At 70.7% G+C, this 26,381-nt stretch carries 28 protein-coding genes, 1 tRNA gene and 1 other RNA gene; 7 read left to right on the top strand and 23 right to left on the bottom strand.

Going from position 1 to position 26,381, the window contains the following annotated elements:
• Positions 1-8: 8 nt before the first annotated feature.
• From KHF85_RS05070 to KHF85_RS05015, 12 genes are all read right to left on the bottom strand, one after another.
• Positions 9-362, bottom strand: a complete 354-nt coding sequence (locus tag KHF85_RS05070; protein WP_003479797.1) for a PilZ domain-containing protein — start codon at positions 360-362, stop codon at positions 9-11.
• Positions 359-1,321: a DNA polymerase III subunit delta' gene (locus KHF85_RS05065; protein ID WP_284568738.1), complete on the bottom strand. Its 963-nt coding sequence runs from the start codon at positions 1,319-1,321 to the stop codon at positions 359-361. The genes KHF85_RS05070 and KHF85_RS05065 overlap by 4 nt, the downstream gene beginning before the upstream one ends.
• Positions 1,318-1,986 carry a dTMP kinase gene (tmk, locus tag KHF85_RS05060; protein WP_284568737.1) on the bottom strand — a complete coding sequence of 223 codons (669 nt, stop codon included), beginning with the start codon at positions 1,984-1,986 and terminating at the stop codon, positions 1,318-1,320. Before tmk ends, KHF85_RS05065 begins: the two co-directional genes overlap by 4 nt.
• Positions 1,983-3,044, bottom strand: a complete 1,062-nt coding sequence (gene mltG, locus KHF85_RS05055; protein ID WP_409976658.1) for an endolytic transglycosylase MltG — start codon at positions 3,042-3,044, stop codon at positions 1,983-1,985. The genes tmk and mltG overlap by 4 nt, the downstream gene beginning before the upstream one ends.
• Before the next feature lie 75 nt (positions 3,045-3,119).
• Complete coding sequence (locus KHF85_RS05050) at positions 3,120-4,469, bottom strand: aminodeoxychorismate synthase component I (RefSeq protein WP_284568735.1); 1,350 nt, start codon at positions 4,467-4,469, stop codon at positions 3,120-3,122.
• A 225-nt stretch (positions 4,470-4,694) separates the two neighbouring features.
• Positions 4,695-5,930, bottom strand: a complete 1,236-nt coding sequence (gene fabF, locus KHF85_RS05045) for a beta-ketoacyl-ACP synthase II (protein WP_284568734.1) — start codon at positions 5,928-5,930, stop codon at positions 4,695-4,697.
• 128 nt (positions 5,931-6,058) lie between these two features.
• A complete protein-coding gene (gene acpP, locus KHF85_RS05040; RefSeq protein ID WP_003468806.1) occupies positions 6,059-6,298 on the bottom strand; it encodes an acyl carrier protein in 240 nt (79 codons plus the stop codon).
• Between the two features lie 154 nt (positions 6,299-6,452).
• Positions 6,453-7,196 carry a 3-oxoacyl-ACP reductase FabG gene (fabG, locus tag KHF85_RS05035; protein ID WP_237649434.1) on the bottom strand — a complete coding sequence of 248 codons (744 nt, stop codon included), beginning with the start codon at positions 7,194-7,196 and terminating at the stop codon, positions 6,453-6,455.
• 62 nt (positions 7,197-7,258) lie between these two features.
• Positions 7,259-8,203 carry an ACP S-malonyltransferase gene (gene fabD / locus KHF85_RS05030; protein ID WP_284568733.1) on the bottom strand — a complete coding sequence of 315 codons (945 nt, stop codon included), beginning with the start codon at positions 8,201-8,203 and terminating at the stop codon, positions 7,259-7,261.
• A 321-nt stretch (positions 8,204-8,524) separates the two neighbouring features.
• The gene (locus tag KHF85_RS05025) at positions 8,525-9,508 is read right to left on the bottom strand and encodes a beta-ketoacyl-ACP synthase III (RefSeq protein ID WP_284568732.1); all 984 of its coding nucleotides are present in this window, start codon (positions 9,506-9,508) and stop codon (positions 8,525-8,527) included.
• Between the two features lie 96 nt (positions 9,509-9,604).
• Positions 9,605-9,799: a 50S ribosomal protein L32 gene (gene rpmF / locus KHF85_RS05020; protein WP_064537994.1), complete on the bottom strand. Its 195-nt coding sequence runs from the start codon at positions 9,797-9,799 to the stop codon at positions 9,605-9,607.
• Positions 9,800-9,903: 104 nt separating this feature from the next.
• Positions 9,904-10,413 (bottom strand): YceD family protein, encoded by a 510-nt coding sequence (locus tag KHF85_RS05015; protein ID WP_009608204.1) that lies wholly within the window; start codon positions 10,411-10,413, stop codon positions 9,904-9,906.
• A 124-nt stretch (positions 10,414-10,537) separates the two neighbouring features.
• On the opposite strand from KHF85_RS05015, the gene KHF85_RS05010 reads away from it, so the two are divergent.
• Positions 10,538-11,110, top strand: a complete 573-nt coding sequence (locus KHF85_RS05010) for a Maf family nucleotide pyrophosphatase (RefSeq protein WP_284568731.1) — start codon at positions 10,538-10,540, stop codon at positions 11,108-11,110.
• A 13-nt stretch (positions 11,111-11,123) separates the two neighbouring features.
• Here KHF85_RS05010 and KHF85_RS05005 read toward each other — a convergent pair whose 3' ends face one another.
• From KHF85_RS05005 to KHF85_RS04995, 3 genes are all read right to left on the bottom strand, one after another.
• Complete coding sequence (locus tag KHF85_RS05005; RefSeq protein ID WP_284568730.1) at positions 11,124-12,974, bottom strand: glycosyltransferase 87 family protein; 1,851 nt, start codon at positions 12,972-12,974, stop codon at positions 11,124-11,126.
• Positions 12,971-13,933, bottom strand: a complete 963-nt coding sequence (locus KHF85_RS05000; RefSeq protein ID WP_284568729.1) for a glycosyltransferase family 2 protein — start codon at positions 13,931-13,933, stop codon at positions 12,971-12,973. The genes KHF85_RS05005 and KHF85_RS05000 overlap by 4 nt, the downstream gene beginning before the upstream one ends.
• Before the next feature lie 79 nt (positions 13,934-14,012).
• Positions 14,013-15,860: an ArnT family glycosyltransferase gene (locus KHF85_RS04995; RefSeq protein WP_284568728.1), complete on the bottom strand. Its 1,848-nt coding sequence runs from the start codon at positions 15,858-15,860 to the stop codon at positions 14,013-14,015.
• 37 nt (positions 15,861-15,897) lie between these two features.
• On the opposite strand from KHF85_RS04995, the gene KHF85_RS04990 reads away from it, so the two are divergent.
• The 4 genes from KHF85_RS04990 to KHF85_RS04975 are packed head-to-tail and all read left to right on the top strand — an operon-like array spanning position 15,898 to position 20,279.
• Positions 15,898-16,851: an AAA family ATPase gene (locus tag KHF85_RS04990; RefSeq protein WP_284568727.1), complete on the top strand. Its 954-nt coding sequence runs from the start codon at positions 15,898-15,900 to the stop codon at positions 16,849-16,851.
• A gap of 5 nt (positions 16,852-16,856) precedes the next feature.
• Positions 16,857-17,813 (top strand): DUF58 domain-containing protein, encoded by a 957-nt coding sequence (locus tag KHF85_RS04985; RefSeq protein ID WP_284568726.1) that lies wholly within the window; start codon positions 16,857-16,859, stop codon positions 17,811-17,813.
• The gene (locus KHF85_RS04980; protein WP_284568725.1) at positions 17,806-19,755 is read left to right on the top strand and encodes a transglutaminase family protein; all 1,950 of its coding nucleotides are present in this window, start codon (positions 17,806-17,808) and stop codon (positions 19,753-19,755) included. The genes KHF85_RS04985 and KHF85_RS04980 overlap by 8 nt, the downstream gene beginning before the upstream one ends.
• Positions 19,752-20,279, top strand: coding sequence for a Slp family lipoprotein (locus tag KHF85_RS04975; protein ID WP_053836357.1), 528 nt, complete (start codon positions 19,752-19,754; stop codon positions 20,277-20,279). Before KHF85_RS04980 ends, KHF85_RS04975 begins: the two co-directional genes overlap by 4 nt.
• Positions 20,280-20,384: 105 nt before the next feature.
• Here KHF85_RS04975 and KHF85_RS04970 read toward each other — a convergent pair whose 3' ends face one another.
• The 4 genes from KHF85_RS04970 to dnaX form a co-directional block, all read right to left on the bottom strand.
• Complete coding sequence (locus KHF85_RS04970; RefSeq protein WP_053836358.1) at positions 20,385-20,732, bottom strand: histidine triad nucleotide-binding protein; 348 nt, start codon at positions 20,730-20,732, stop codon at positions 20,385-20,387.
• Between the two features lie 76 nt (positions 20,733-20,808).
• Entirely contained in the window at positions 20,809-21,423 is a 615-nt protein-coding gene (gene recR / locus KHF85_RS04965; RefSeq protein ID WP_284568724.1) for a recombination mediator RecR, read from the bottom strand.
• Positions 21,424-21,568: 145 nt separating this feature from the next.
• Positions 21,569-21,889, bottom strand: coding sequence for a YbaB/EbfC family nucleoid-associated protein (locus KHF85_RS04960; RefSeq protein ID WP_003479775.1), 321 nt, complete (start codon positions 21,887-21,889; stop codon positions 21,569-21,571).
• Positions 21,890-21,895: 6 nt separating this feature from the next.
• Complete coding sequence (gene dnaX / locus KHF85_RS04955; RefSeq protein ID WP_284568723.1) at positions 21,896-23,776, bottom strand: DNA polymerase III subunit gamma/tau; 1,881 nt, start codon at positions 23,774-23,776, stop codon at positions 21,896-21,898.
• A 239-nt stretch (positions 23,777-24,015) separates the two neighbouring features.
• On the opposite strand from dnaX, the gene KHF85_RS04950 reads away from it, so the two are divergent.
• Together KHF85_RS04950 and ffs are read left to right on the top strand one after the other, a co-directional pair.
• A tRNA-Ser gene (locus KHF85_RS04950) sits at positions 24,016-24,108 on the top strand.
• Between the two features lie 100 nt (positions 24,109-24,208).
• Positions 24,209-24,305: signal recognition particle sRNA small type (gene ffs / locus KHF85_RS04945), an RNA gene on the top strand.
• Positions 24,306-24,775: 470 nt separating this feature from the next.
• Here ffs and KHF85_RS04940 read toward each other — a convergent pair.
• The 4 genes from KHF85_RS04940 to KHF85_RS04925 are packed head-to-tail and all read right to left on the bottom strand — an operon-like array spanning position 24,776 to position 26,380.
• Positions 24,776-25,204 (bottom strand): molybdenum cofactor biosynthesis protein MoaE, encoded by a 429-nt coding sequence (locus KHF85_RS04940; RefSeq protein WP_284568722.1) that lies wholly within the window; start codon positions 25,202-25,204, stop codon positions 24,776-24,778.
• Between the two features lie 3 nt (positions 25,205-25,207).
• Positions 25,208-25,453 carry a MoaD/ThiS family protein gene (locus KHF85_RS04935; protein ID WP_284568721.1) on the bottom strand — a complete coding sequence of 82 codons (246 nt, stop codon included), beginning with the start codon at positions 25,451-25,453 and terminating at the stop codon, positions 25,208-25,210.
• Positions 25,450-25,965 carry a cyclic pyranopterin monophosphate synthase MoaC gene (gene moaC / locus KHF85_RS04930; RefSeq protein WP_284568720.1) on the bottom strand — a complete coding sequence of 172 codons (516 nt, stop codon included), beginning with the start codon at positions 25,963-25,965 and terminating at the stop codon, positions 25,450-25,452. Before moaC ends, KHF85_RS04935 begins: the two co-directional genes overlap by 4 nt.
• A gap of 31 nt (positions 25,966-25,996) precedes the next feature.
• Positions 25,997-26,380 carry a nuclear transport factor 2 family protein gene (locus tag KHF85_RS04925; protein WP_284569477.1) on the bottom strand — a complete coding sequence of 128 codons (384 nt, stop codon included), beginning with the start codon at positions 26,378-26,380 and terminating at the stop codon, positions 25,997-25,999.
• Position 26,381: the final 1 nt, after the last annotated feature.

Below are 26,381 nucleotides of genomic sequence, written 5' to 3'. Positions count from 1 at the left end.
GCCTCGCGCTACATGGTCTGGGTCGGCTTGTCGGCGTTGAGGGTGCCGGCCAGTTGGGTCTCGATCTTGTTGCGGATGGTCTCGCCTTCGCTGTTGTCCGGCAGTTGCACGCCGATGCCGGCGGTGCGGTTGCCCTGCGCACCCATCGGGGTCACCCAGATCACCTTGCCGGCCACCGGCAGGCGCTCGCTGGAATCGGGCAGGGTCAGCAGCAGGAACACTTCGTCGCCCAGGAAATAGCGCTTGGGCGTGGGCACGAAGATGCCGCCGTTCTTCACGAACGGCATGTACGCGGTGTACAGCGCCGCCTTGTCCTTCACCGCCAGCGACAGGATGCCCTGACGTCCGCTCGTCGCACTCATCGTTGTGCCCCTCTCCGGACCGGGCGATCGCCATCGCGCCAGGCCAACAACAGTTCCGCGATGGCCAGGTCGCCACGGACGGTGGTGCGCAGCAGGTCGCGGGTGCGATTGGCTGCGTCGAACCAGGTGGCCAGCTTGTGCAATCGCGCCGGGTCGGTCAAGCCGGCCTGCGAGGCCTGCGCCAGCGCCAGGTCGGCGGCATGGCCCAGACGCTGCTCGGCGAAGCCGTCGGCGCTCCAGCGCTGCGCCGCTTCGACCGTGCCCAGCTTGCCGGCGGCGACCTGCTCCAGGTCCGCGGCCACCTGCCGGCGCAGTTTCAGGCCGTCCTCGCGCAGCCACTGCGCGGCCAGGCCGGGGTGGCCGCGCGCGGCGGCCAGCGCTTCGCGCGCGGTCTTTTCCGGAAACGCCTGGGCCAGCAGCCAGGCGATCGCCTCGTCGGCCGGCGGCAGCTTGAATTCCAGGCGCTGGCAGCGGCTGCGAATGGTCGCCGGCAGGCGCGCCGGCTGCGCGCTGATCAGCCACAGGTAGCGGCCGGGCTGCGGCTCCTCCAGGGTCTTGAGCAAGGCGTTGCAGGCGGCGCGGTTGATCGCGTCGGCCGGGTCCACCACCACCACCTGGGCGATGCCGTATTGCGGGGTCAGCGACAGCTTCTGCGAGATCTCGCGCACCTGTTCGATGACGATCTCGGTGCGCAGCTTGTCGCCGGTGCGGTTGGGAATGAACGAGATCAGCTGTAGGTCGGGATGGGTGCCGGCGGCGATCAGCTGCGCGCTGCGCAGGTTCGCGGCCGGCTCGCCCTGGCCGAGCACGTGCGCGGCCAGCTTCAGCGCCACCGCGCGCTTGCCCAGGCCGTCGGGGCCGCAGATCAGCAGGCCATGGCCGAGCCGGCCGGCGTCGAGCGCGGCCACGGTCTGCTCGTAGGCGCGCTGCTGCCAGGGTGCGAAAGGCAACTCACTCATGGCGTGCGCTCCTGCTGCACCCAGGCGGCCAGCGCGGCGGCCACGTCCTGCGCCACCGCCTGCGGCGGCTGGCTGGCGTCGATGGTGCGGAAGCGCTGCGGGTCCTGCGCGGCGCGCTGGCGGAAGCCGGCGCGCACACGCTGGAAGAAATCGTCCTGCTCGCTCTCGATCCGGTCCGGCCACAGGTCGCGGCCGCTGGTGCGGGCGCGGCCGATCTGCACGTCCAGGTCCAGCAGCAGGGTCAGGCCCGGCTGCAGGCCGACCGCGCGCCGTTCCAGGTCGGCGATCCAGGCGCGGTCCAGGCCGCGGCCCTCGCCCTGGTAGGCGTAGCTGGAATCGGTGAAGCGGTCGCTGATCACGTAGGCGCCGCGCTGCAGCGCCGGGCGGATCACCTCGCGCACGTGCTGGGCGCGCGCGGCGAACACCAGCAGCAATTCGGTCTCGGCCGCCAGCGGCTCGGCCGGCAGCAGCGCCGGCGCGTTGTTGAGCAGCAGTTCGCGGATGCGTTCGGCCAGCGGGGTGCCGCCGGGTTCGCGGGTCAGCACTACCTCGTGGCCCTGCGCCTGCAGCCAGTCGCGGATCGCGTTGATCGCGGTGGTCTTGCCGGCGCCCTCGCCGCCTTCCAGGCTGACGAAACGATGGTGGCGCAGCACGGCCTCGCTCATGGCGTCACCGCCGCGCCGCTGCGCGCCTGGCGCAAGCGCTGCAGATAGCGCGCCACCGCCGCGCTGTGTTCGGCATAGCTGGCGGAAAACACGTGCGCGCCGCTGCCGTCGCCGACCGCGACGAAGTACAGGCTGTCGCCGGGCGCCGGATTGGTCGCCGCGCGCAGCGCGTCGCGGCCGGGCATGGCGATCGGGGTCGGCGGCAGGCCGCTGCGGGTGTAGGTGTTGTACGGCGTATCGGTTTCCAGGTCGCGCTTGCGGATGTTGCCGTCGTAGGCGCTGCCGATGCCGTAGATCACGGTCGGGTCGGTCTGCAGCTTCATGCCCTGCTGCAGGCGGCGCACGAACACGCCGGCGATCTGCGGGCGCTCGGCGGCCAGGCCGGTTTCCTTCTCCACGATCGAGGCCAGGCTCAGCGCCTGCTCCGGCGATTGCAGCGGCAAGTCGCTGGCACGCGCATCCCAGGCCTCGGCCAGCGCTTTGTCCATCGCCGCATGGGCGCGCTGCAGCACGTCCAGATCGCTGTCCTCGCGCTGGTACAGGTAGGTCTCCGGCAGGAAGCGGCCTTCCGGGTGCTGCCCGGGCTGGCCGAGCCTGGCCATCAGTTCGCTGTCGCTGAGTTCGGTGGCGACGTGGCGCAGCGGCGTGGCCGCGTTCAGCGCCGCGCGCAGCTGGCGGATGTTCCAGCCTTCGACGATGGTGAAGCGGTAGTGGATCACCTGGCCCTTGCGCATGCGCAGCAGCAGGTCGCGCGGGCTCAGCGCCGGCTGCAACGCGTATTCGCCGACCTTGAGCTTGCCGGCGGCGTCGAGCTGGCGCGCCAGCAGTTGCCACTGCAGTCTGCTGCCCTGTTCGACGCCGGCCGCGCGCAGCTTGCGCAGCACGCCACTGAACGAATCGCCGCGTGCCACCGCCACGCTGGGCTGCGCCGCGTGCAGCGGCTGGTCGGCGAAGGCGCGATAGCCCTGCCACCACCACGCGCCGGCCGCGGCGGCCAGCAGCGCAAGCACCAGCACTGTCGCCAGCAGGGTCAGACACCCGCGTTTAGCCCAAGCCACGGCCACCTCGAAGCGAATTCAACGGGGTGCAGGATACCGCGCGGCCGGCATCGGCCGGTATCGGGACCGCGCCGCTCACGGTTCCAGCGCGCGCAGCAGGCCACGCGCCTTGGCCCGGGTCTCGTCGAGTTCGCGCTCGGGCTGCGAATCGACCACGATGCCGGCGCCGGTGCGGAAATGCGCCTGCGCGCCGTCCACTTCGGCGGTGCGGATCAGGATGTTCAGGTCCATGTCGCCGTCGCGGTTGAGCCAGCCGAACGCGCCGGTATAGGCGCCGCGCGGGGTCTGTTCCAGCTCGGCGATGATCTGCATGCAGCGTACCTTGGGGCAACCGGTGATGGTGCCGCCGGGGAAGGTGGCGCGGATCACCTCGCCCGGGCTGACCCCGGCGCGCAGCCGCCCGCGCACGTTGCTGACGATGTGGTGCACGTGGGCGTAGCTCTCCACCGTCATCAGTTCGTCGACCTCGACGCTGCCCGGCGCGCAGACCCGGCCCAGGTCGTTGCGCTCCAGGTCGATCAGCATCACGTGCTCGGCGCGTTCCTTGGGGTGCCCGACCAGTTCGCGAATGCGCGCGGCCTCGTCGTCGCCGGGCGCGCGCGGGCGGGTGCCGGCGATCGGCCGGGTCTCGACCACGTCGCCGCGGACCGACACCAGCCGCTCCGGCGAGGAACTGACCACGGCGCGGCCATGGCTGGCGAACAAGCCGGCGAACGGCGCCGGATTGGCGCGGCGCAGCTGCGCGTACAGCGCGGCCGGGTCCAGCGCGGCGGCGAAGCGCGCCGACCAGCGCCGCGACAGGTTGACCTGGAATACGTCGCCGGCGCGCAGGTAATCGAGGATGCGGCGCACGCCATCGACGAAGCGCTGCGGCGGGTCTTCGTCGATCGCCAGCGGCGCGGTCCAGGCCGGCAGCGGCGCGGCGGCGGACACCGCCTGCAGGTCGGCGAGTGCGGCGTCCAGCAGCACCGCATGCGCGGTTTCCGCCAGCGCCACGCACTCGCCGCTGGCGTGGTCGCGCAGCAATGCGGCCGGGCAGCGCAACGCGAGCGCTGTCGGCGTCGTCGCCTGTACCTGCGGCAACTGCAGCACCGGCTCAACCTGCGCCGCCAGCTCGTAATCCAGCAGCAGCGCCCAGCCGCCGCGGAACGGCCAGCGCGGTTCGTCGCGTGCGCAGCGTTCGGCCTGCCAGTGCGCGTCCAGCGCGGCCAGGAAATCGCCTTCGACCACGGCACCGCGCAGCTCGCGGGTGACGCCAGCGCGGTCCAGGCACAGGCCCTCGCCGCTGGCGATCAGCAACAGATCCCAGCGGCCCTGCGCGGTACCCGACGCCGCCGATTCCAGCAGCAACGGATAACGTTGCGGCGCCAGACGGTGCAGCGCCAGCAGATCGGTGTCGGCCGGCAGAGGAACGGTACGCAGCATCGGGAATCCGGCGGAAAGGATGGGAGGTGATGCGACGCCGCCACGGGGGACACAGGCGCAACCTCGGACGCGCCGGTTTCCGCGGTACAGGCGCTTTTTCGCATCAGAAAAAGTCGCGCCAAAACCAGCTCGCGATTCAAATCAGCAAGTAGGCTCTACGAGTCCCGAGTCCCGAGTCCCGAGTCCCGACCGGATCCCGGGTCCCCGGTCCCAACTCTGCCAACCTCAAAGCCGCCTGAACACCAACGTCCCATTGGTCCCACCGAAGCCGAACCCATTGGACATCGCCACGTCGATCTTCTTCTCGCGCGCCACGTTCGGCACGTAGTCCAGATCGCAGCCTTCGCCGGGTTCTTCCAGGTTGATCGTCGGCGGGATGATGCCGGTGTGCAGCGCCATCACCGAGAAGATCGCCTCGGCGCCGCCGGCCGCGCCGAGCAGGTGTCCGGTCATCGACTTGGTCGAGCTGACCATGGTCGTGTAAGCGTGGTCGCCGAGCGCGCGCTTCATCGCCAGGGTCTCGGCCAGGTCGCCCAGCGGCGTGGAGGTGCCGTGCGCGTTGAGGTAATCGATCTGCTCGGGGTTGAGCTTGGCGTCCTTGATCGCGGCCAGCATGCTGCGCGCGGCGCCTTCGCCGTCCTCGCTCGGGGCGGTCATGTGGAACGCGTCGGAACTGGCGCCGAAGCCGACCAGCTCGGCATAGATGCGCGCGCTGCGCGCCTTGGCGTGTTCGTATTCTTCCAGCACCAGCACGCCGGCGCCGTCGCCGAGCACGAAGCCGTCGCGGCCCTTGTCCCACGGCCGCGAGGCGGCGACGGGATCGTCGTTGCGGGTGGACATGGCCTTCATCGCGCAGAAACCGCCGACCGAGGTCGGCGAGGAACCGCGCTCGGCGCCGCCGGCCAGCATCACGTCGGCATCGCCGTGCTGGATCATGCGCAGCGCGGTGCCGATCGAATGGTTGGAGGTGGCGCAGGCCGACACCGCCGAAAAGGTCGGACCCTTCAGGCCCTTGATCAGGCTCACCTGCCCCGGCAGCATGTTGATGATGGTGCTGGGAACGTAGAACGGCGAGATCTTGCGCGCGCCGCCCTCGTGGAATTTGATGGTCTGCTCCTCGATGCCGAGCAGGCCGCCGATGCCGGAACCGAGGATCGCGCCGATGCGTTCGGCGTTGCTGTCGTCGATCACCAGGCCCGAATCGTCCAGCGCCATGAACGAGGCGCCGACGCCGTAGTGGATGAACGAATCCATCTTCTTGACGTCTTTGGCGGACATAAACTTGGTCGGATCGAAATCCTTGATCTCGCCGGCGATCTTGGTGGTGAACTGCGACGCATCGATCTGGGTGATCGGGCCGATGCCGGAACGCCCGTTGACGATTCCATCCCAACTGCTGGCCAGGTCATTGCCCAACGGCGATACCAGGCCCATGCCGGTTACGACGACGCGACGGCTCATTGCGAAATCTCCTCACTGCGGATGCGCGCGGCTTTGATGCCTTAAAAACACAGGGCCGCAAGCGCGGCCCCATGGGATTGTCACGCGGATCGGGGCCACGCAGGCGCCGATCGCGATCGAACGAGGTATCAGCTCTTGACGTGCGACTTGACGTAGTCGATGGCCTGCTGCACCGAGGTGATCTTCTCGGCTTCTTCGTCCGGAATCTCGCACTCGAATTCTTCTTCCAGGGCCATCACCAGCTCGACGGTGTCAAGCGAGTCGGCACCGAGGTCATCGACGAACGATGCGCTGTTGGTCACTTCTTCTTCCTTGACGCCGAGTTGTTCGACGACGATTTTCTTGACGCGTTCTTCGATGGTGCTCATTGGGATATCGCTCCAGATGGAGTAGTGGTGGTTCGAATACGCCATCGGGCTGCGATGGCTGCGTTGGATAGTGTAGTGGAAACCGCCCGGCGCTTGCATCGCTGTACAAACGCCTGCCGATCAGCCACTTAGGCGCAGTCCTTGCGCCGCAGGCTTACGGCATGTACATCCCGCCGTTCACATGCAGGGTCTCTCCGGTGATGTAGCCGGCGCCGGGGCCGACCAGGAACGCCACCGCGTTGGCGATGTCGGCCGGTTGCCCGAGCTGGCCCAGCGCGATCTGCGCCAGCAGCGCGTTGCGCTGCGCCTCGGGCAGCGCCTTGGTCATGTCGGTATCGATGAAGCCGGGCGCGACCACGTTGACGGTGATGCCGCGCGAGCCGATTTCCTTGGCCATCGACTTGGAGAAGGCGATGATCCCGGCCTTGGCCGCGGCGTAGTTGGCCTGGCCCGGATTGCCGGTCACCCCGACCACCGAGGCAATGTTGACGATGCGGCCCTTGCGCGCCTTCATCATGCCGCGCAGCACCGCCTTGGAGGTGCGGAACACACTGGTCAGGTTGGTGTCGATGATCGCCTGCCAGTCCTCTTCCTTCATCCGCATCAGCAGATTGTCGCGGGTGATGCCGGCGTTGTTGACCAGGATCGAGACCGCGCCGAATTCCTTGCCGATCGCCTCGATCAGCGCCTCGACCGCGGCCGGGTCGGTGACGTCCAGCGCGCGGCCGTGGCCACCGTGGGCGGCCAGCCGTTCGCCGATCGCCTGCGCGCCGGAGGCGGAGGTCGCGGTGCCGATGACGGTGGCGCCCTGCGCGGCCAGCGTGTCGGCGATGGCCGCGCCGATGCCGCGACTGGCGCCGGTGACGAGGGCGACGTCGCCCTGCAATGGCTTGCTCATCTGCTGTTCCTTGGGGGAAGGACGGCGCGCGAGGCGCCGCGTTAAAGGAGGTGGCGGCGGGATCAGGCGGCCCAGGTCTCGAGCGCGCTGGCGAAGTCGGCCGGGGTCGCGAGCGCGCGACCGTCCAGCGACTTGTCGATGCGCTTGATCAGCCCGGTCAGCACCTTGCCCGGGCCGCATTCGGCCACGCGGGTGGCGCCGCGCGCGGCCAGCGCCTGCACGCAGCCGGTCCAACGCACCGGCAGGTACAACTGCTCGACCAGCGCCTGGCGGATCGCATCGACGCCGTCGTGCACCTGCGCATCCACGTTCTGCACCACCGGCAGCTGCGGCGCGTGCCAGGCCATGCCGCGCATCGCCTCGGCCAGGCGGTTGGCCGCCTCGCGCATCAGCGGCGTATGCGAGGGCACGCTGACCGCCAGCTTCACCGTCTTGCGCACGCCGCGCTCGGCCAGCAGCGCCAGCGCGCGCTCGACCGCCGCCGCGTCGCCGCCGATCACCACCTGGCCGGGCGCGTTGTAGTTGGCCGCGACCAACACCTGGCTGCCGGCGGCCTGCGCGCAGACCTCCTCGACCAGCGCGTCCTCGGCGCCGATCACCGCGGCCATCGCGCCGACCCCGGCCGGGGCCGCGTCCTGCATCAGCTGCCCGCGCAGGCGCACCAGATGCGCGCCGTCGCGCAGCGACAACGCGCCGGCCGCGACCAGCGCGCTGTATTCACCCAGGCTGTGCCCGGCCAGCAGCGCCGGACGCGCGCCGCCCTGGGCCAGCCACAACCGCCACAGCGCCACGCTCGCCGCCAGCAGCGCCGGCTGGGTGTATTCGGTGCGGTTGAGCATTTCCTCGGGGCCGCCCTGGGTCAGCGCCCACAGATCGACGCCAGCGCCGTCGGAGGCCTCGACGAAGCTGTCGCGCAGCTGCGGGTGCAGTTCGGACAGTTCAGCCAGCATGCCCAGCGATTGCGAGCCCTGGCCGGGGAACACGAAGGCGAGTGTGGAATCTGTCACGCGGATGCGCCTGCAAAAATCGAGCGGCGATGATACGGGCGAAACCGGCCCTGCGTCTGTACCCGGGCGTATTGTGCGGCGCCGGGCAAGCGCGGCCACGGCAAGCGCCACACCCGCTGCGGGCCGCCGCGGCAGCGCTGCGCGCTCGCGGGGCGAGCTGCGGCGCAGGCCCTCGCGCAGCCGGTTCGCGCACGGCGCAACGCTGCGGCCATCCGCCAGGTAGGTCGCAACGAGATTCTGTGATTCGGAGCGGCGCGCGATGCGCCCGCCCCTGCCGTGGGCCATGGCACGCCTGGCGCCATGCCGCGGGGATGCCCGGACTCAGTAGCGCAGCAGCGCCGAGCCCCAGGTGAAGCCGCCGCCGAAGGCTTCCAGCAACAGCAGCTGGCCGCGCTGCACACGGCCGGAACGCACCGCCACGTCCAGCGCCATCGGCACCGAGGCGGACGAGGTGTTGCCATGCATGTCCACGGTCACGACCACCTGGTCCATCGACAGTTCCAGGCGCTTGGCGGTGGCTTCGATGATGCGCAGGTTGGCCTGATGCGGGATCAGCCAGTCCAGGTCGCCCTTGTTCAGGCCGTTGGCGTCGAGGGTCTCGTCGACCACCGCGTCCAGCGCCTTGACCGCGTACTTGAACACCTCGCTGCCCTTCATCTGGATGCCGCCGGCAGATGCATCGCCGCTGCCGTCGCCGAGCCCGGTGGCGATGCCGACCGGATTCCACAGCAGTTCCTTCTTGCTGCCGTCGGCATGCAGATGGGTGCTGAGGATGCCGGTGTCTTCGTCCGCACGCAGGACCACCGCGCCGGCGCCGTCGCCGAACAGCACGCAGGTGGTGCGCTCGGTCCAGTCGACGATGCGGCTGAGGGTCTCGGTGCCGATCACCAGCACGGTCCTGGCGTCGCCGCAGCGGATGAACTTGTCGGCCACGCTGAGCGCGTAGACGAAGCCAGAGCAGGCGGCGTTGACGTCCAGCGCGGCGCAACCGACCGCGCCCAGCCGCGCCTGGATCAGGCAGGCGGTGGACGGGAAGATCAGGTCCGGCGTGGTGGTGCCGACGACGATCATGTCCAGCGCGGCGACCTCAATGCCGGCGGCCTCGATCGCCTTCAGCGCGGCTTCGTAGCCGAGGTCGCCCGCGGTCTGGCCCGGCGCGGCGATGTGCCGCTCACGGATGCCGGTACGGCTGCGGATCCATTCGTCGCTGGTATCGACCATGTGCGACAGATCGTCGTTGGTCAACACTTTTTCAGGCAAATAGCTGCCGGTGCCCGCGATCCTGGAATAGATCCGCTTGCTCATGCTGATTCCTGTTGCCTGTTGCGCAGGCCGCCCGCGGTGGCGCGGCCTGTGAAGATGGGTGACTCCGTCCGCCGCGGCGCGAGGGACGGGCACGGATCAATCTTCTTCGACCTGCGAGGTCTTGGTGGCGATCACCTTCTTGCCGCGGTAGTAACCGTCGGGGGTGATGTGGTGGCGCAGGTGCATCTCGCCGCTGGTCGGGTCGGTCGACAGCTGCTTGGCGCTGAGGGCGTCGTGCGAACGGCGCTGGCCGCGGCGGGACGGGGTGACACGGGATTTCTGCACAGCCATGGGATTGCTCCAAACTCGGTTCGTTTACATCTGTCGTCATTACGTCGCGCAGGACGCGCGCGTCCGGCAACAACCTTCAAGGCAGCGGGCCGGCGGGCCGGCCGCTACTGTTTCTTCAGCGCCGCCAACGCCGCGAACGGGTTGGCCTTGCTCATTTCTTCCTCGGTCGCCGGCCAGTCCTGTTCGACCGCCTCGCTTCCGGGCGCCACCGGCACCAGCGGAACCGCCAACACCAACTCGTCCTCGACCAGATCGGCGGGCCGCAGCATGCCGTCGTCCGGCACCAGCAAGGCCTCGTACTCCGGCGGCAGCGCGGCCTCTTCGGCCTCGCTGCGGATCAGTCCCAGCCGCTGCACGCTCGACACCGGCAGCAGGAAGCGCTGCAGGCTGCGCTGACAGATCAGCGGCAGCGCGGTTTCGAGCGTCAGTTCGACGTAGGACACTTGCAGTACAGCGTCGCGGCCGAATTCCAGCGTGTAGCGGCATTCGCCTTCGGTATCGGCCAGACTGCCTTGCAGACGGGTCATCGCCGAGAGCGGCAGGCGGTCTTCGAAGACCCTGCGCGCTGCGACCATCCGCCAGGCATCCAACAGTTCGGGCACGTTCGCGGACATAAGCCGCATAATGCTAAGGACTGCCGGGGGCGCTGTCAAACCGTTCCGTCATCCGGCTTGCCCGGTCGCACCCAGCGCCGCAGACTGCCGGCCCCGGCGCCTGCGCCGCCCTGCCCGAACGCCGATGCCGCGCCTGATCCTGGCCTCCACCTCCGTCTACCGCCGCGAACTGCTGCAGCGCCTGCGCCTGCCCTTCGACAGCATGCGCCCGCAGGTCGAGGAGACGCCGCTGCCTGGCGAAGCGCCGTTGGCGCTGGCGCAGCGCCTGGCGCGGGCCAAGGCCGCGGCGGTGGCCGCGGGCGCCACCGATGCCTGGGTGATCGGCTCGGACCAGGTCGCCGAGCTCGACGGCCAGCCACTGGGCAAGCCCGGCCATGTCGCCGCCGCACAGGCGCAGCTGGCGGCGATGTCCGGACGCAGCGTGCGTTTCCATACCGCGGTGTGCCTGCTGCGTGGGGAACAGGGGCTGCAGCTGTGCGACCTGACCGAAGTGCGTTTCCGCACGCTGCAGGCCGCGGAGATCGCCCGCTACGTCGCCGCCGAGCAGCCGCTGGATTGCGCCGGCAGTTTCAAGTGCGAAGGCCTGGGCATCAGCCTGTTCAGCGCGATCCACAGCCAGGACCCGACCGCATTGGTCGGGCTACCGCTGATCGGCCTGGCCGGGCTGCTGCGCGAAGCCGGCTACGTGCTGCCCTGACCGCGCGCCGCGATCAGCGCCGGCTCACCCGGCACCACTGGTACGGGAAGCGCGCCTGCCCGACCCAGGATGCGTAGACCGCGCACGTCTCCGGCTGCAAGGCCAGGCCGTAGCCGGCCAGTTGCTGGTCGGCCAAGGCCCGCGCCGCGCGGTCGCCGGCGGCGATGTCGATGGCCCGTTCCGGCAGCATCGTCCACTGGCAGCGGCCATCCTGCTCGACCAGCGCCGCGCGTACCGGCTGACGCGCCAGGCGCCGCATCAGCCGGCAGTCCGGCCCACGGTCCAGGCCCAGCCGCGCGGCCAGCGCATTGAGCCGCCGCAAGCGCTCGGCGTTGCGGTCCACCGTCGCCGGCAGCAGCGCATAGCCCTGGCCGCGCTCGGCCAGCAGCGCCCGCACGCGCTCGGCATAGGCCGGCGATTCGGGGAAATTGGACGCCACCGACGCATACGCCGCCTGCGCCGGCAGGAACGGGATGCGCCACGACTGCGGCGCGTCGCCGACCAGCAGCACCAGGCTGCGCGCCGGCTGCGGCAATGGCGGCGCCTGTACCCGGAACGCCGCGCGCGCCCAGTGCTCGTGGCCCCAGTCGCCCCGGCCTTGCACGGCGACCAGCGCGCAGGCGATCAGCGTCCAGCGCGCCGCCGGCGCGGCGATGCGCGCCGGCAGCAGCCACCGCAGTCCGACCCACAGCAGCAGCGGCGCCAACAGCTCCGGCACCACCAGATAGCGCTGGATGCTGAAGACCGCCTGCCAGGCCAGGTACGCGACCACGAAGAACACCAGCAACGCGCGCCACGCCGGCGCGACCACGTCGCTGGCCGCCGCGGGCCGGCGTGGCCGGCGCAGTGCGAACCGCAGCAGCGACGCAAGGCCGACCAGGTACAGCAACGGCCAGACGATCTGCCGCAAGCCGACCTCGCCAACCCGGTTCGGTGCGAGCGAAAAGTGCAGCGGCCAGCTCAGCCACTGCAGCCACCCCTGCGGCAGCCAGCGCGTATCGCTGAGCGCGACCGGCTGCGCCAGCGGCGCCAGGAAGTGGCTGTTGAACTGCGGGAACAGCGGGTTGCCGAACGCCTTCCACACGCCCAGCAGCCACGGCCCGGCCAGGACCGCGAAGCCGAGCACGGTGACCAAGCTCAGTACCGCGGCGCCGCCGATGCGTTGCCGCGCGCGCCCGCCCGCGGCCAGCGCGGCCACGCCCAGCGCGAGCGCGAACAGCGCATTGGTCAGCTTGCAGGCCAGCGCCAGGCCCAGCAAGGCACCGGCCAGCGCCCACCACGCCACCGCCACGCCCTGCCCGGCCGCCTGTTGCCGGCGCTGCGCGTGCAGCGCGGCCAGCAGCGCGCCGAGCACCGGCAGCGCGCTGCTGTTGTCGGCCATGGTGCCGGCGAATTCGGACAGGAACGCGGCGCTGCACATGCCGGCCAGGGCCAGCCACGGCGCCAGCCGCGCGCGGTCCAGGCGCGGATCCAGCACCTGCCAGGCGATGCCGGCCAGCAGCAGGAACGCCAGCGCGTGCAACGCGCCCATCGCGAAGCCCGCCAGCGGCGCCGGCAGGCCGCTCATCAGCGCGTAGTGCAGCACGTCCAGCAGCGGATTGAAGTAGCTCTGCAACTGCGCCGGCGCCAGGTCCACGCCGAGGCGGCCGTGCAATGCGGCATAACCGTTGTACAGGTGGTAATTGCGCAGGTCCCAGTTGGCGTCCTGGCCCAGCAGCAACGACAGCAGGCCGCCGAGCAGCGCGACCGCCAGGCCGGCGGCGATCACATTGCCGCGACGGTGGAAGGCGAAGCGGCGATCCAGCGCGCGCAGCAACCGCTGGCGGCGCTGCGGACGCGGCGCTGCGGCGCTTGCCGCACTCATGGGTTGTCGTCTTCGGCGCTGGGACACAGCGGTGGCGAACGCAACGGCAGCGCCGGGATCGCCAGATAGGCCAGGCGCTTGGCCTCGACCCGGCCGCGCGTGACCGTATCCAGGATCAGGCCGCAGGCCAGCAACAGGAAGCCGAGCAACACCAGCGCCGAGCACAGGATCGCGGTCGGGAAGCGCGGCACCAGGCCGGTATGCACATAGGTGACCACCAGCGGCACCGCCAGCACCAGCGCCAGCAGCACGCAGGCGCCGAAGCCCAGCGAGAAGAACCGCAACGGCCGCTCGGCCTTGAACAGGCGCAGGATGGTCAGCAGGATCCGCATGCCGTCGTGCCAGGTGCGCAGCTTGCTTTGCGAGCCTTGCGGCCGCGCACCGTAGGCCGTGGCCACTTCCGCCACCGGCATGCGCAACTGCAGGGCGTGCACCGCCAGTTCGGTCTCGGTCTCGAAGCCGGCAGCATGCGCGGGAAACGACTTCACGTAGCGCCGCGAGAACACCCGGTAACCGGACAGCATGTCGTCGAAGCTGCATCCGAACAGGAAGCTCACGCAGCGGGTCAGCAGCACGTTGCCGAGGCGGTGGCCGGCGCGATAGGCGGCGGCCGCGTCGCCGCGCCGCGCGCCGACCACCATGTCCAGCCCGTCGCGCAGCAGGCGCTCGACCAGCGCCGGCGCCATCGCCGCGTCGTAGGTCGCATCGCCATCGACCAGCACGTACACGTCGGCATCGACATCGGCGAATAGGCGCCGCACCACGTTGCCCTTGCCCTGCAATGCGACTTCGCGCACCTGCGCGCCGGCGGCGCGTGCGCGCTCGATGGTGGCGTCGCTGGAATTGTTGTCGAACACGTGGATGCTGGCCGTCGGCAGCTGCGCGGCGAACGCGGCGACCACCTGGCCAATCGTGGCCGCTTCGTTGTGGCAGGGCACCAGTACCGCGATCCGCGGCATCGTTGCGGCGTGGGCAGAGGAAAGGCGCGGCATGGGCGGCGGGCGGTCCTGTGCTGCAGGCGTGGAAAGGCGCGCCATGCTAGCGGCGGCGCAGTTCGATCGGCTGTTCCCACCAGTCCTCGACGCTGCCGTCACGGCCGTGCAGGCGCAGGCCGAGCCAATGCGTGCCCGGCGCCAATCCGCTGGCATCGAGTTCGGCGCGGAAGCCGACATTGGGATGGCCGGGATCGGTGGAGATCTTCCAGTACGCGGTGATGTCGTAACTCTCGCCGTAGCGCGCCTGCGCGGCGACCTTGCCGTCGAGCAGCACCTCGACCCGGGCGATGCCCACGCCGTCCTTGAACGCCCAGCCGGACACCTCGAAATGCCGCGCCACCTTGCCGCCCATGTCCGGCGTGTTGAACCAGGCCATCGCCGGCGTCGTGCACGGCCCGGGCAGGCGTTGCGCCGGCAGCGCGAACAGCAGGAAGCGCTGGCTGCCGTGGTCGCTGGACACCACTTTCGGCGGCGGCAACGGGCCGACCAGCGTGCAGAGCGCGTGGTAGCGCTGCAGCAGCAAGCGGTACTTCATGTCGCTGGGCGACAGCACCAGCAAGCGCGGCCCGTCGCGGCGGCCGTCGCTGAGCAGGCCCCACTGGCGCAGCTGCGCGCTGCGCCCGTGCTTGTCGTTCAACGGATGCGGCAGCACCTGGATATCGGCATCGCCCAGTTCGAAGCCGAGTTCGGCGCCGACCTTGAAATTGTCCGCCAGCACCTGCGTGCCCGGCGGCATCGCCGCCAGTTCGCGGCGCACCGCCGACGCCAGCGGCTTCCAGCCGGCGAAGTTGCGCGGGTAGTACTTGTCGCCGGCGGCGTGCTCGCGCACCGACGGCACCGACACCGCCAGGTAATAGCCGAACGCGCCGATCAGGCCGAGCCCGGTCAGCAGCCAGGTCGCGCGGCGCAGCGGTTTCGGCCAGCCGTGCAGGATCACCGGCGCGGCGATCAGCAAGGCCAGGTACCCCGGCAGCGGCCAATGGAAACTGATGCGCTCGGCATCGGTGAAGAAGCCGAGCAGGAAGATGCCCAGCGTGGACACGCCGCCGAGCAGGCCGAAATAGCGCCACTGCACGCGCGCCCCGCCGCTGCCGCCGCCGCGCGTGGCCACCAGCGCCACCTTCCACATCGCCACCGCCAGCAGCGGCGTGACTAGCAGGCCCTGGATCAGCACGAAGGCGATGCCGCCGGGCTGGAAGCTCCAGGGGTGCCGATCGATCAGCTGGAACTTGACCCCGGCCTCGCCGTTGTCGGCATTCCAGGCCAGCAACGGCAGCCAGGCGACGATGCCCATCGCCAGCGCCACCCAGACCTGCGGATCGCGCAGCATGCGCCGGCCCTGCGGGATCAGCAGCAGCGCGATCGCGCCGACCCCGATCACCCCGGCGAAGCGGTAATGGCTCAGCGCGCCCAGGGTCAGGCCCAGCGCCAGTTCCACCGCGCTCATCGCATCGATCTGGCGCAGCAGCCGCGCGCTGGCGTCCATGCACAGGATCGTCGCCAGCGCCATCGGCACGTCCGGCAGGGCGAGGATGCCGAGCGTGCCCGATAGCGGCATCAGCAAGGTCAGGCTGCCGGCGCGCCAGCCGGCCACCGCGCCGAACCAGCGTGTGCCGATGCGCGCGATCAGCCACGGCATCAGCGCCGACAGCAGCAGGAACGGCGCGCGCAGCGCTAGCAGGTGATCGCCGCCGAGCGCCACGCCCAGCCGCGCCAGCCAGGCGGTCAATCCGGGCAGATCCGAATAGGCGGCGGCCAGGTGCTGGCCTTCCTGCCAGTAGAACGCCTCGTCCACGAACAACGGCAGACGCGCGGCCACCAGCAGCTTGGCTGCGGTGACCAGCGTCCACAGCACCATGAAGGTGTTGCGTGCACGTTGTTCGCCTTGCATTGCCCTTAGACTCCCCTAAACCCGTTGCGAGAATGCGATGCCTACTCTGCCCCGCTTGCCGGAAATGCTAACCGATACGCTGCGCGAGGCGCTCGTGCAGGCCCAGCAGCAGGTCAATGCGCTGGTCCTGGGCAAGCCGCAACAGGTGCGCATGGCGTTTGTCGCGCTGCTGTCCGGCGGACATCTGCTGATCGAGGATCTGCCCGGACTGGGCAAGACCACGCTGGCGCATGCGCTGGCGGCGAGCCTGGGCCTGAGCTTCCAGCGCGTGCAGTTCACCTCCGATCTGCTGCCGGCCGACGTGCTTGGCGTATCGGTGTACGACGCGCAATCGCGTCAGTTCCAGTTCCATCCCGGCCCGGTGTTCGCCCACGTGCTGCTCGCCGACGAGATCAACCGCGCGCCGCCGCGCACGCAGAGCGCACTGCTGGAAGCGATGGCCGAACAGCAGGTCACCCTGGACGGCACCACGCATCCGCTGCCGGCGCCGTTCTTCGTCATCGCCACGCAGAATCCGGTGGACCTGTCGGGTACCTTCCCGCTGCCCGACTCGCAGCTGGACCGCTTCCTGCTGCGGCTGGCGCTGGGCTATCCCAGCGCCGAATCCGAACGCGCGCTGCTCAGCGGCCGCGACCGCCGCGACCTGATCGCACAGGCGCGGCCGCAACTCAGCGACACCGACATGGCCACGCTGCGGCGCAGCGTGGAGCAGATCCACGCCAGCGACGCGCTGATCGGCTACGTGCAGGCGCTGCTCGCGCGCAGCCGCCAGCATCCGGGCGTGCGCGTGGGCCTGTCGCCGCGCGCCGGCATCGCGCTGCTGCGCGCGGCCAAGGCGCACGCGCTGCTGCTCGGCCGCGCGCATGCGCTGCCCGAGGACGTGCAGGCGCTGTTCGTGGCGGTGGCCGAGCACCGCCTGGTGGCCGAACAGGAATCGGCCTCCGGGCCAGCGCTGGCCAAGGCGATCCTGCACAGCGTGGCGGTGGACTGAGGCCGATGCGGGTACGGCTGCGCGAGTGGCGGCAGGCGCTGGCACAGCTGGCGCGGCCGCGCGATCCCGAGCCGCTGCCGGTGCGGCTGGACCGGCGCCGGATCTACATCCTGCCCACCCCGTTCGGCGGCTTCCTGGCGCTGCTGCTCGGCGCGATGCTGCTCGGCGCGCTGAACTACAACAACAACCCGGCCTTGCTGCTGGCGCTGCTGCTCGGCGCGGCCGCCATCGCCAGCGCGATCGCGGCGCACCTGCAGCTGTCCGGACTGCGCCTGGACGCGCTGTCGGCCGACCCGGTCGCGACCGGCACGCCGCTGCGGCTGCGCCTGGCGCTGGCCGCCGACGACGCCCGGCACCGCCGCGGCCTGCGCGTGGCGCATGCCGACCGGCACACCTGCATCGACCTGCACGGAGACGGCGGCAACGAAGCCGATCTGGAACTGCCCACCGAACGCCGCGGCTGGCTCGACCTGCAGCGCATCCGCATTTCCACCACCCAGCCGCTGGGCCTGCTGTGCGCCTGGGCCTGGTTCTGGCCGGACGCGCCGCTGCTGGTCTATCCGCACCCCGAACACGACGGGCCGCCGCTGCCGCACGGCGACGGCACCCCGACCCAGACCCGCCTGCACGCGCTCGGCGAAGAACTGCAGCAGTTGCGCCCGTACCGCGCCGGCGACGCGCCGCGCGCGATCTCCTGGAAGCACTCGGCGCGCCGCGACACCCTGCTGGTGCGCGAATACGAACGCCCGATCGGCGTGGACGTGGTACTGGACTGGCTCAGCCTGCCGGCGCTGCCCTACGAACGCCGCATCGCGCGGCTGGCGCGCTGGGTCAACGAGGCCGAGCGCGACGGCCGCCGCTACCGCCTGCTGCTGCCCGGACAGCCGCCGCTGGGCCCGGGCCGCGGCCCGCAGCATCGACACCTGTGCCTGCGCGCGCTGGCGCTGCTGCCGCATGGCTGAGTCGCGCTCGCCCGCCCTGCGCGACAGCAGCCGCCACTGGGCGCTGGGTGCCGGCCTGCTGGCGCTGCTGCCGCTGCTGCTGCAGTTGCCCGCCGCACTGGCGCTGCTGTTCGCGGCGACCGCGCTGCTGATCGGCGCCAGCTCGGCCTGGCGGCCGCTGCCGGCCGCGCTGCGCCTGCTGCTGGTGGCGGCGATGCTGGCGGCGATCTACTGGCAGGTCGGCATGCGCTTCGGCCGCGACACCGGCTGCGCCATGCTCGCGGCGATGCTGGCGATCAAACCGTCGGAACTGAAGACGCTGCGCGACGCGCGCAGCCTGCTCGGCTTCGCCCTGTTCGCGCCGTTCGCCGCGTTCCTGCTCGACCAGGGGCCGATCACGATGCTGCTGGGGCTGGCCGCGGTGATCGCCGCGCTGCTGTGCATGCAGCGCCTGGCCGACCAGGAAGGACACAGCGCCGCGCCGCCGCTGCGCGGCCAATTGCGCGGCGTCGGCCGGCTGCTGGTGCTGGGCCTGCCGCTGGCGCTGGCCGCGTTCTGGCTGTTCCCGCGCCTGGGCTCGCCGCTGTGGGGCGTGCCCGAGCGCGCGCTGGCGCGGCCTGGTTTGTCGGACACGATGAGCCCGGGCCAGTGGCTGGACCTGATGGCCGACGACACCCCGGCGCTGCGCGTGCAGTTCTTCGGCCGCGTGCCGGCGCCGGCGCAGCGCTACTGGCGCGGGCCGGTGCTGTGGGATTTCGACGGCAGCACCTGGCGTGCGCAACGCGGCAACGCATACCTGCCGGCGCCGGCGGTGCAGACCGGTGCGGCCGCGTGGGATTACCAGATCGAAGTGGAGCCGACCGACCGCCGCCAGCTGGTCGCGCTGGACCTGCCGCTGCAGGTGCCGGAAGGCACCCGCCTCTCCGCCGATTACGTGCTGCACAGCGAGCGCCCGCTCGGCGCGCTGACCCGCTGGCGCCTGCGCTCGGCGCCGCCGCTGCGCTTCGAGACCGAACTGGCGCCGGCGCAACGCCAGCGCGCGCTGGCGCTGCCGCCCGGCTACAACCCGCGCACCCTGGCGCTGGCCCGGCAATGGCGGCAACAGGCCGGCGCCGACGACGCCGCGATCGTGGCGCGCGCGCTGCAATGGATCGGCCGCGACTTCGCCTACACCCTGGAGACGCCGCTGCCCGGCCGCAACGGCGTCGACGAATTCCTGTTCCAGCACAAGGCCGGCTTCTGCCAGCACTTCAGTTCCGCCTTCGTGGTGCTGATGCGCGGCGCCGGCATCCCCGCGCGCGTGGTCACCGGCTATGCCGGCGGCACCCGCAATCCGTTCGGCGGCTACTGGGTGGTGCGGCGCATGGACGCCCATGCCTGGGCCGAGGTCTGGCTGCCGCAACGCGGCTGGGTGCGCGTGGACCCGACCGCCGCGGTCGCCCCGGAACGCATCTACGACACTTTGGAAGACCGCCTCGGCACCAATGCCGGCGCCCAGGGCGGCGGCGCCGACTGGCAGCTGCGCGACGTCGGCGACTGGCTGCGCCGCGGCTGGAACGACCTGGTGCTGTCGTTCGACGCCAACCGCCAGCAGCGGCTGCTGAGCGCGTTGGGCATCGCCAGGCTGGAGCCGGCGCAGCTGGTCGCCTTGTTCGCCGGCTGCGCCGCACTGCTGCTGGGCTGGATGGCCTGGCTGCTGGCCCGCGGCGAACGCGAGCGCGACCCGCTGCTGCGCGCCTGGCGCCGGCTGGGCCGGCGCTACGCCCGGCTCGGCCTGGGCCGCGCGGCGCATGAACCGGCGCTGGCGTGGGCGTCGCGTGTCCACCAGGTGATGGAGGCAAACGCGTTGCTTTCGCTCAGCCAGCGTTTCGCCGATTCGCGCTACGCTGGCGCGGATTCGGACAGCGCTTCATTGTTGCGCGACCTGCGCAGGCACCGTCCGCATACCGGAGCATCTCGATGAAGATCCGATTGCTGTTCCCCGTCATGGCGGTGCTTGCCCTGGGCGCCTGCGCGACCGCGCCCAAGCCGCTGCAAGGTCAGTTCGCCACCGTCACCCCGCGCGACTCGGTTGCCGGCCAGCAGGTCGGCGCCTCGGTGCGCTGGGGCGGCAAGATCATCCAGACCAAGCCCAGCCAGGGCGAGACCTGCTTCCAGATCCTGTCGCGGCCGTTGAGCGCCAGCGGCCGTCCGGACAGCGATGCGGCCGACGCCAGCGACGGTCGCTTCGTCGCCTGCCGCGCCGGCTTCTACGATCCGGCGGTCTTCGAACCGGGCCGCGAGGTGACCTTCATCGGTCACGTGTCCGGCTACGAAAGCACCCGCATCGGCGAGTACGACTACCGGCTGCCGAAGATCGACGCCGACGTGGTCTACCTGTGGCCGGTGGTGCGCCAGGTCGACGTGGTGCCCGCCTACCCCTACGGTCCGTATGGCCCGTGGGATCCGTGGGGTCCGCGCTGGGGCTGGGGCCGCGGCTGGTGGTAAGCCGGCTGGCACGCGTTGTGCCATGATGGAGAAGAAAACGCCGCTGAAAAGCGGCGTTTTCCGTTTGCCCGGCAGCGCCGCGGCACTTCGCGCCGCTGCGGCAGCTCAGGGCGTGCCGAAACGGCCCAGCGGCGCCCCGGCCAGCAGGTGCAGGTGTAGATGGAACACGGTCTGCCCGGCATGCTCGCGGCAATTCATCACCACCCGGTAGCCGTCCTCGGCAAGGCCCTGCTCGCGCGCGTAGGCGGCCGCGGCCAGCACCAGCTTGCCGACCAGGGTGGCCTGGTCCGGTGCCAGGTCGTCGAGGGTGGGGATCTCCACCTGCTTGGGAATGAACAGCACGTGCACCGGCGCCTGCGGCGCGATGTCCTTGAAGCCGAGCACGTCGTCGTTCTCGTACACGATGCTCGCGGGAATTTCGCGGCGGATGATCTTGCCGAAGATGGTGTCCATGGGCCGGCTCGCACAGCGGAAAGGGGCAGTCGTTATAGCCCAATTCGACGGTACGCAGCCATTGCAAAGTGTGCCGCTACTCGCCTGCGCCGCCGCGCGGAACCTCGCTGCGGCTGCCGAAGGCGTGCGACAGCGTGCCGCGGTCCACGTACTCCAGCTCCCCGCCCAGCGGTAGGCCCTGCGCGAGCCGGCTCGGGCGCACCCCGTGCCGGCGTGCCAGCTGCGCCAGGTAGTGCGCGGTGGCCTCGCCCTCGACGGTGGAATTGGTGGCGATGATCAACTCGGCGATCTCGCCCTGCGCCAGCCGCGCCCCGAGCCGGTCCAGGCCAAGTTCGCGCGGCCCGACGCCGTCCAGCGGCGACAGCCGCCCCTGCAGGATGAAGTACAGCCCGCGGTAGCCGGTGGCATGCTCGATCGCCAGGCGGTCGGCCGGCGACTCCACCGCGCACAGCTGCTGGCGGTCGCGGCTGGCGCTGGCGCAGATCGCGCACAGCTCGGTCTCGCTGAAATCGCGGCACTGCGTGCAGTGGCCGACCTTCTCCACCGCCTCGGCCAGCACGTTCGCCAAGCGCAGCCCGCCTTCGCGCTCGCGCTCGAGCACGTGATAGGCCATGCGCTGCGCCGACTTCTGCCCGACGCCGGGCAACACGCGGAATGCCTCGATGAGTTGTTCTAGCAGCGAGGAGCTCATTGCTGGTCGGGACTCGGGACTCGGGACTCGGGACTCGAAAAAGCGACGCTGGGGTAGCGCCTGATCGCAGTGCCATGTCCTGAAAGGCGACGCGTGCAACGGCCCGCTTCTACGAGTCCCCAGTCCCGAGTCCCGAGTCCCGACTTCAAAACGGCAGCTTCATGCCCGGCGGAATCGGCATGCCGGCCGTGGCCGCGCCCATCCGCGACTTGGACTCGGCGTCGATCTTGTTGGACGCATCGTTGAAGGCGGCGGCGATCAGATCCTCGGCCATCTCCTGGTCGGAGAGGATGCTCGGATCGATGCGTACCTTGCGGCATTCCTTGGCGCCGGTCAGGGTCACGCTGACCATGCCGCCGCCGGCGCTGCCGGTGACTTCCAGCTGGGCCAGTTCTTCCTGCGCGCGCTGCAGGTTTTCCTGCATCTTCTGCGCCTGCTGCATCAATTGGGCGATGTTCCCACGCATGCTTGATTACTCTTGGTAAGGGCGGATGGAATCGGGTACGACCCGCGCGCCTTGCTGTTGGATCAGCACTTGCACTGCCGGGTCTTGCAGGAACGCGGTCTCGGCCGCGCTCTGGCGCTCGCCGCGTTGCCGGTGCGAGCGCTCGTGCAGGGTTTCGGCATCGACCGCGATGCCGCTTTCGATCACGATCTTCGGCCGGCTGCCCAGCGCGTCGGCCAGCGCCGCGGCCAGTTCGCCGAGCGAGCGCTCGGACTGCAGGTATTCGAAGCCCGGCGACAGCGACAGCCGCAGCACGCCGTCGGCGTGGCTGACGAAGGCCGAGTTGGCGGCGAGCTGCCGCGACGGCCCGGTGAGGCCGCAATCGGCGACCAGTTCCAGCCAGTCCTCGGCCGCGTGCAATACGCGCGGCGCGGCGTATTCGGGGGGCGTGCGCTCAGCGACGGCCCGCGGCGGCACCATCGCCATTTCCGGTTCGGGCGAAGGGGCGGATGCAGGCGCGGCAGGCTTCGCCAATGCCGGTGGTGTCTGAGCAGGTACCGGTGCCGCGGTTTCCCACGGCGGGTCCAGCACGGCGGGCGCCGCGATCGGTGCGGGCGCCGGTGCCGGCTTCGCTGCGACAGCAGACGCAGCCGCTGCCGGCGCTGGCGCTGGCGCCATCATCGGTGCGGCGGGCGCGGGCATCGCGGCGACGGACGGCGTGGCGACGCTGGACGGCGTGGCAGCAGGTGCCGCAGCCACGGGCGCTGCAGGCGCAAGGCCTTCCGTGGTCGTACCCGACCCGGACGCGGCCGGCAACGGCGCCGCACCCGCCGGGCGGAACGCCAGCATGCGCAGCACCGCCATCTCGAACCCGGCGCGCGGACTCGGCGCCAGATACAGATCGCGGCGGCCGTTCAAAGCCATCTGGTACCACAGCTGCACGATTTCCGGACGCAGGCGCTCGGCGAACGGCGCCGGGTCCAATCCGTCCAGGCCGGCCACCGCCGCGCCCGGCACCAGCTGCCGCACCTGGATCCGGTGCAGCGCCTCGGCCAGCGCTTCCAGCACCCCGCCCCAGTCCGGCGAGAACTCGGCCAGCCCGGCGACCACCTGCAGCAGGCGCTGCCCGTCGCCATCGGCCAGCGCCTCGAGCATCGCCCCGACCTGGGTGCGGTCGACCGTACCCAGCATCGCCCGCACCACGTCCTCGCGCAGCGCGCCGCCGGCGTAGGCGATAGCCTGGTCGAGCAGCGACAAGCCGTCGCGCAGGCTGCCGTCGGCGGCCTTGGCCAGTTGCACGATCGCCGAAGCATCGACCTCGATCTGCTCGGCGGCCAGGATCCTGGTCATCTGCCCCTGGATCTGCTCCTCGTCCAGACGCTTGAGGTTGAACTGCAGGCAGCGCGACAGCACCGTCACCGGCAGCTTCTGCGGGTCGGTGGTCGCCAGCAAGAACTTGACGTGCTCCGGCGGCTCTTCCAGCGTCTTCAGCAGCGCGTTGAACGCTGCCTTGGACAGCATGTGCACCTCGTCGATCAGGTACACCTTGTACTTGCCGCGCGAGGGCATGTACTGCGCGTTCTCGATCACCTCGCGCACGTCGTCCACACCGGTATTGGACGCGGCGTCGATCTCCAGCAGGTCGATATAGCGGCCGGCGTCGATGTCCAGGCACGCCGGGCACTGCCCGCACGGATCGGCGCTGGTGCCGTGCTCGCAGTTCAGCGACTTGGCGAAGATCCGCGCGATCGTGGTCTTGCCGACGCCGCGGGTGCCGGTGAACAGGAACGCGTGGTGCACGCGCCCGCTGTCCAGCGCATTGGTGAGCGCGCGGACCACGTGCTCCTGCCCCACCAGCTCGGCAAAACGCTTGGGGCGCCACTTGCGGGCGAGAACGAGATAGGACATCAGGCAACCGTCTTCATCTGAACCGCCATTGTGCCACGCCGCGCCGCGTCGATCGTTCAGCGGCGGCAGCGACCGGCCCGTCGCTGCGGGGGTGGATGCCGCCCAGCCGGCGCTTTTTCCGCGATCGGCGACGGACCCCGGCGGCAAGTCCCCGCCCGCGCAGAGCGCTGTCCTTGTTAACGGCGCCCGCGACGGCTAGAATCCCGCCCCTGCCGTCGGCTAGTCGCGCCGGCAGGCCCGGAGAGGTGTCCGAGTGGTTGAAGGAGCACGCCTGGAAAGTGTGTAAGCGTCTAAACCGCGCTTCGGGGGTTCGAATCCCCCTCTCTCCGCCAGATTCGAATTGTGCTTCCCTCGCAGAATTGCTTCGCCGCTGGCGAAAGCGTTCAAAGGGAAAGACCGCGCCACTGGCGCGGTTTCGTGTCTATGGTGGCCCCGTCGGCCCCTCGCGACGCTAGGTCGAAAACTCCGCCAGGGCCGGAAGGCAGCAACGGTATCGATCGACGCGGGCGCCGAGGTCAGCCGGCGGGGTCGCCACCCTTTTCCTGAAAACACACCCGCCAAGTCAATGCGGTCACTTCGACCGGATGGTGCTGCTGGCAAGCGGCGGTTGTGTGCCGCCCCGTGCCGCAAGCGTCGATCCTGGCCAGTCGTTGGCACCGGCCGTGGCGACGGCGCAACCATCCCCGCAACGGCGGTAGCCCCACGGCGCGTATCGATCGACGCGGGCGCCGAGGTCAGCCGGCAGGGTCGCCACCTTTTCCCTGAAAACACACCCGCCAAGTCCATGCGGTCACTTCGACCGGGTGGTGCTGCTGGCAAGCTGCGGTTGTGTGCCGCGCCGTGCCGCAAGCGTCGATCCTGGCCAGTCGTTGACACCGGCCGAGGTCAACCGGCGGGGTCGCCACCCTCCTCTCTTTGAAGAACGCCACAGCGGCCGATCCATGCACCTGTCGCGCGCATGCCTTCGGCTCAGGCGCCATCGCTGGCGCGACCACAGCCCTACGCCTCCGGATGCAACCAGCCGGCATCGCCCTCGCGGTAGCGCTCGTGCTTCCAGATCGGCACCCGCGCCTTGACCTGGTCGATGACGTAGCGGCAGGCGCCGAAGGCGGCGTCGCGGTGCGCCGCGACCACGCCCACCCACACCGCCAGGTCGCCGACCGCCAGCTCGCCGATACGGTGCACGCAGCGCAGGTCGAGGATGTCGAAGCGGGCCAGGGCTTCGTCGGCGATGCGCCGGCCTTCGGCCTCGGCCAGCGCCGCATACGCCTCGTAGCGCAGGCCATCGACCGCGCGGCCATCGTTGTGGTCGCGCACCCAGCCTTCGAAACTGGCGTAGGCGCCGGCCCGCGCATGCGCCAGCAGCGCGCGCAGCGCGGCGACGTCGAGGGCGCGGTCGGCGAGATGGAAGCGGTGCGTGTCGGACATCGCTCAGCCTCCCGAGACCGGCGGAATGAACACCACTTCGCTGCCCTCGCGCAGCGCCTCGTCCCAGCCCACGAAGGCGCCGTCCACGGCCACGCGCAGGCGCGGCGACGGCCAGCGCAGGCCGTGCCGCGCGTCGAGTTCAGCATACAGCGCGCGCAGGTCGGCTGCGGCGGTCTGCACCTGTTCGCGCTCGATCCGCGACGCCTCGCGCAGGCTGGCGAAATACAGCACGGTGACGCGCACGCTCATGCCACGCTGCCGACGTCGCGCTTGCCGCCGCGCTTGCCGAGCAGCCGTATCGGGCCGATCGTCATCGCATGGGTCAGCGCCTTGCACATGTCGTAGACGGTCAGCGCGGCGACGCTGGCGCCGGTCAGCGCCTCCATCTCCACGCCGGTGCGGTGCACGGTGCGCACCGTGCATTCGATGCGCAGCACCTGCGGCGAGGCCCAGTCGATCGCGAAACGGCAGCCGTCGATCGGCAGCGGATGGCAGAACGGGATCAGTTCGTGGGTGCGCTTGACCGCCATGGTGCCGGCGATCACCGCGGTGTCGACGATGCCGCCCTTGGCGCTGCGCAGCGCGTCGGCGCGCAATTGCGCGGCCACCGCGGCGGGAAAGCGCACCCGCGACTCGGCCACGGCGACGCGCGCGGTGACGGCCTTGGCCGAGACGTCCACCATCGTCGGCAACCCCTGCGGGTCCAGATGGGTCAGCCTCTTGCTCGCCGCGACGGCGTATTTGGCCTTTTCTTCGCTCATAGGCTGCGCTGCCGCTCCCACGGCACCCTGCTCAGGCGGCGCCGGGAATCGGCGTGCCCTGGTGGAACAGCATGCGCCATTCGCCGTCGCGGCAGCGCCACAGCGAGCTGCGCAGCGCACGCCGCACCGGCGCGCCGGCGTCGTCGCCATCGCGGCGCTCGCTGCGATAGCGCAATTGCGCCAGATCCGGCGCCAGCAACCACGCCTGCAAATCGAACGCGCGATAGCGGACCGCGCCTGCCTCTGCCGGCAATGCCTGCAGCAGCACCTGCCTGTCGATGCATCGCCCGGACGCACCGAATTCGACGAACGCCTCGTCGAGCAGCGCCGACAACCGCGCCACCGAGGCGCGCGTCGCCGGCTCCAGCAATTCCAGCTCCAGCGCGAACAATCGGTGCTTCAGCGGCTCGTCCACT

The sequence above is a fragment of the Xanthomonas graminis pv. graminis genome (assembly GCF_030168915.1).
Taxonomy (GTDB): Bacteria; Pseudomonadota; Gammaproteobacteria; order Xanthomonadales; family Xanthomonadaceae; genus Xanthomonas_A; species Xanthomonas_A translucens.
This window is presented reverse-complemented; position numbering and strand designations above follow the sequence as displayed.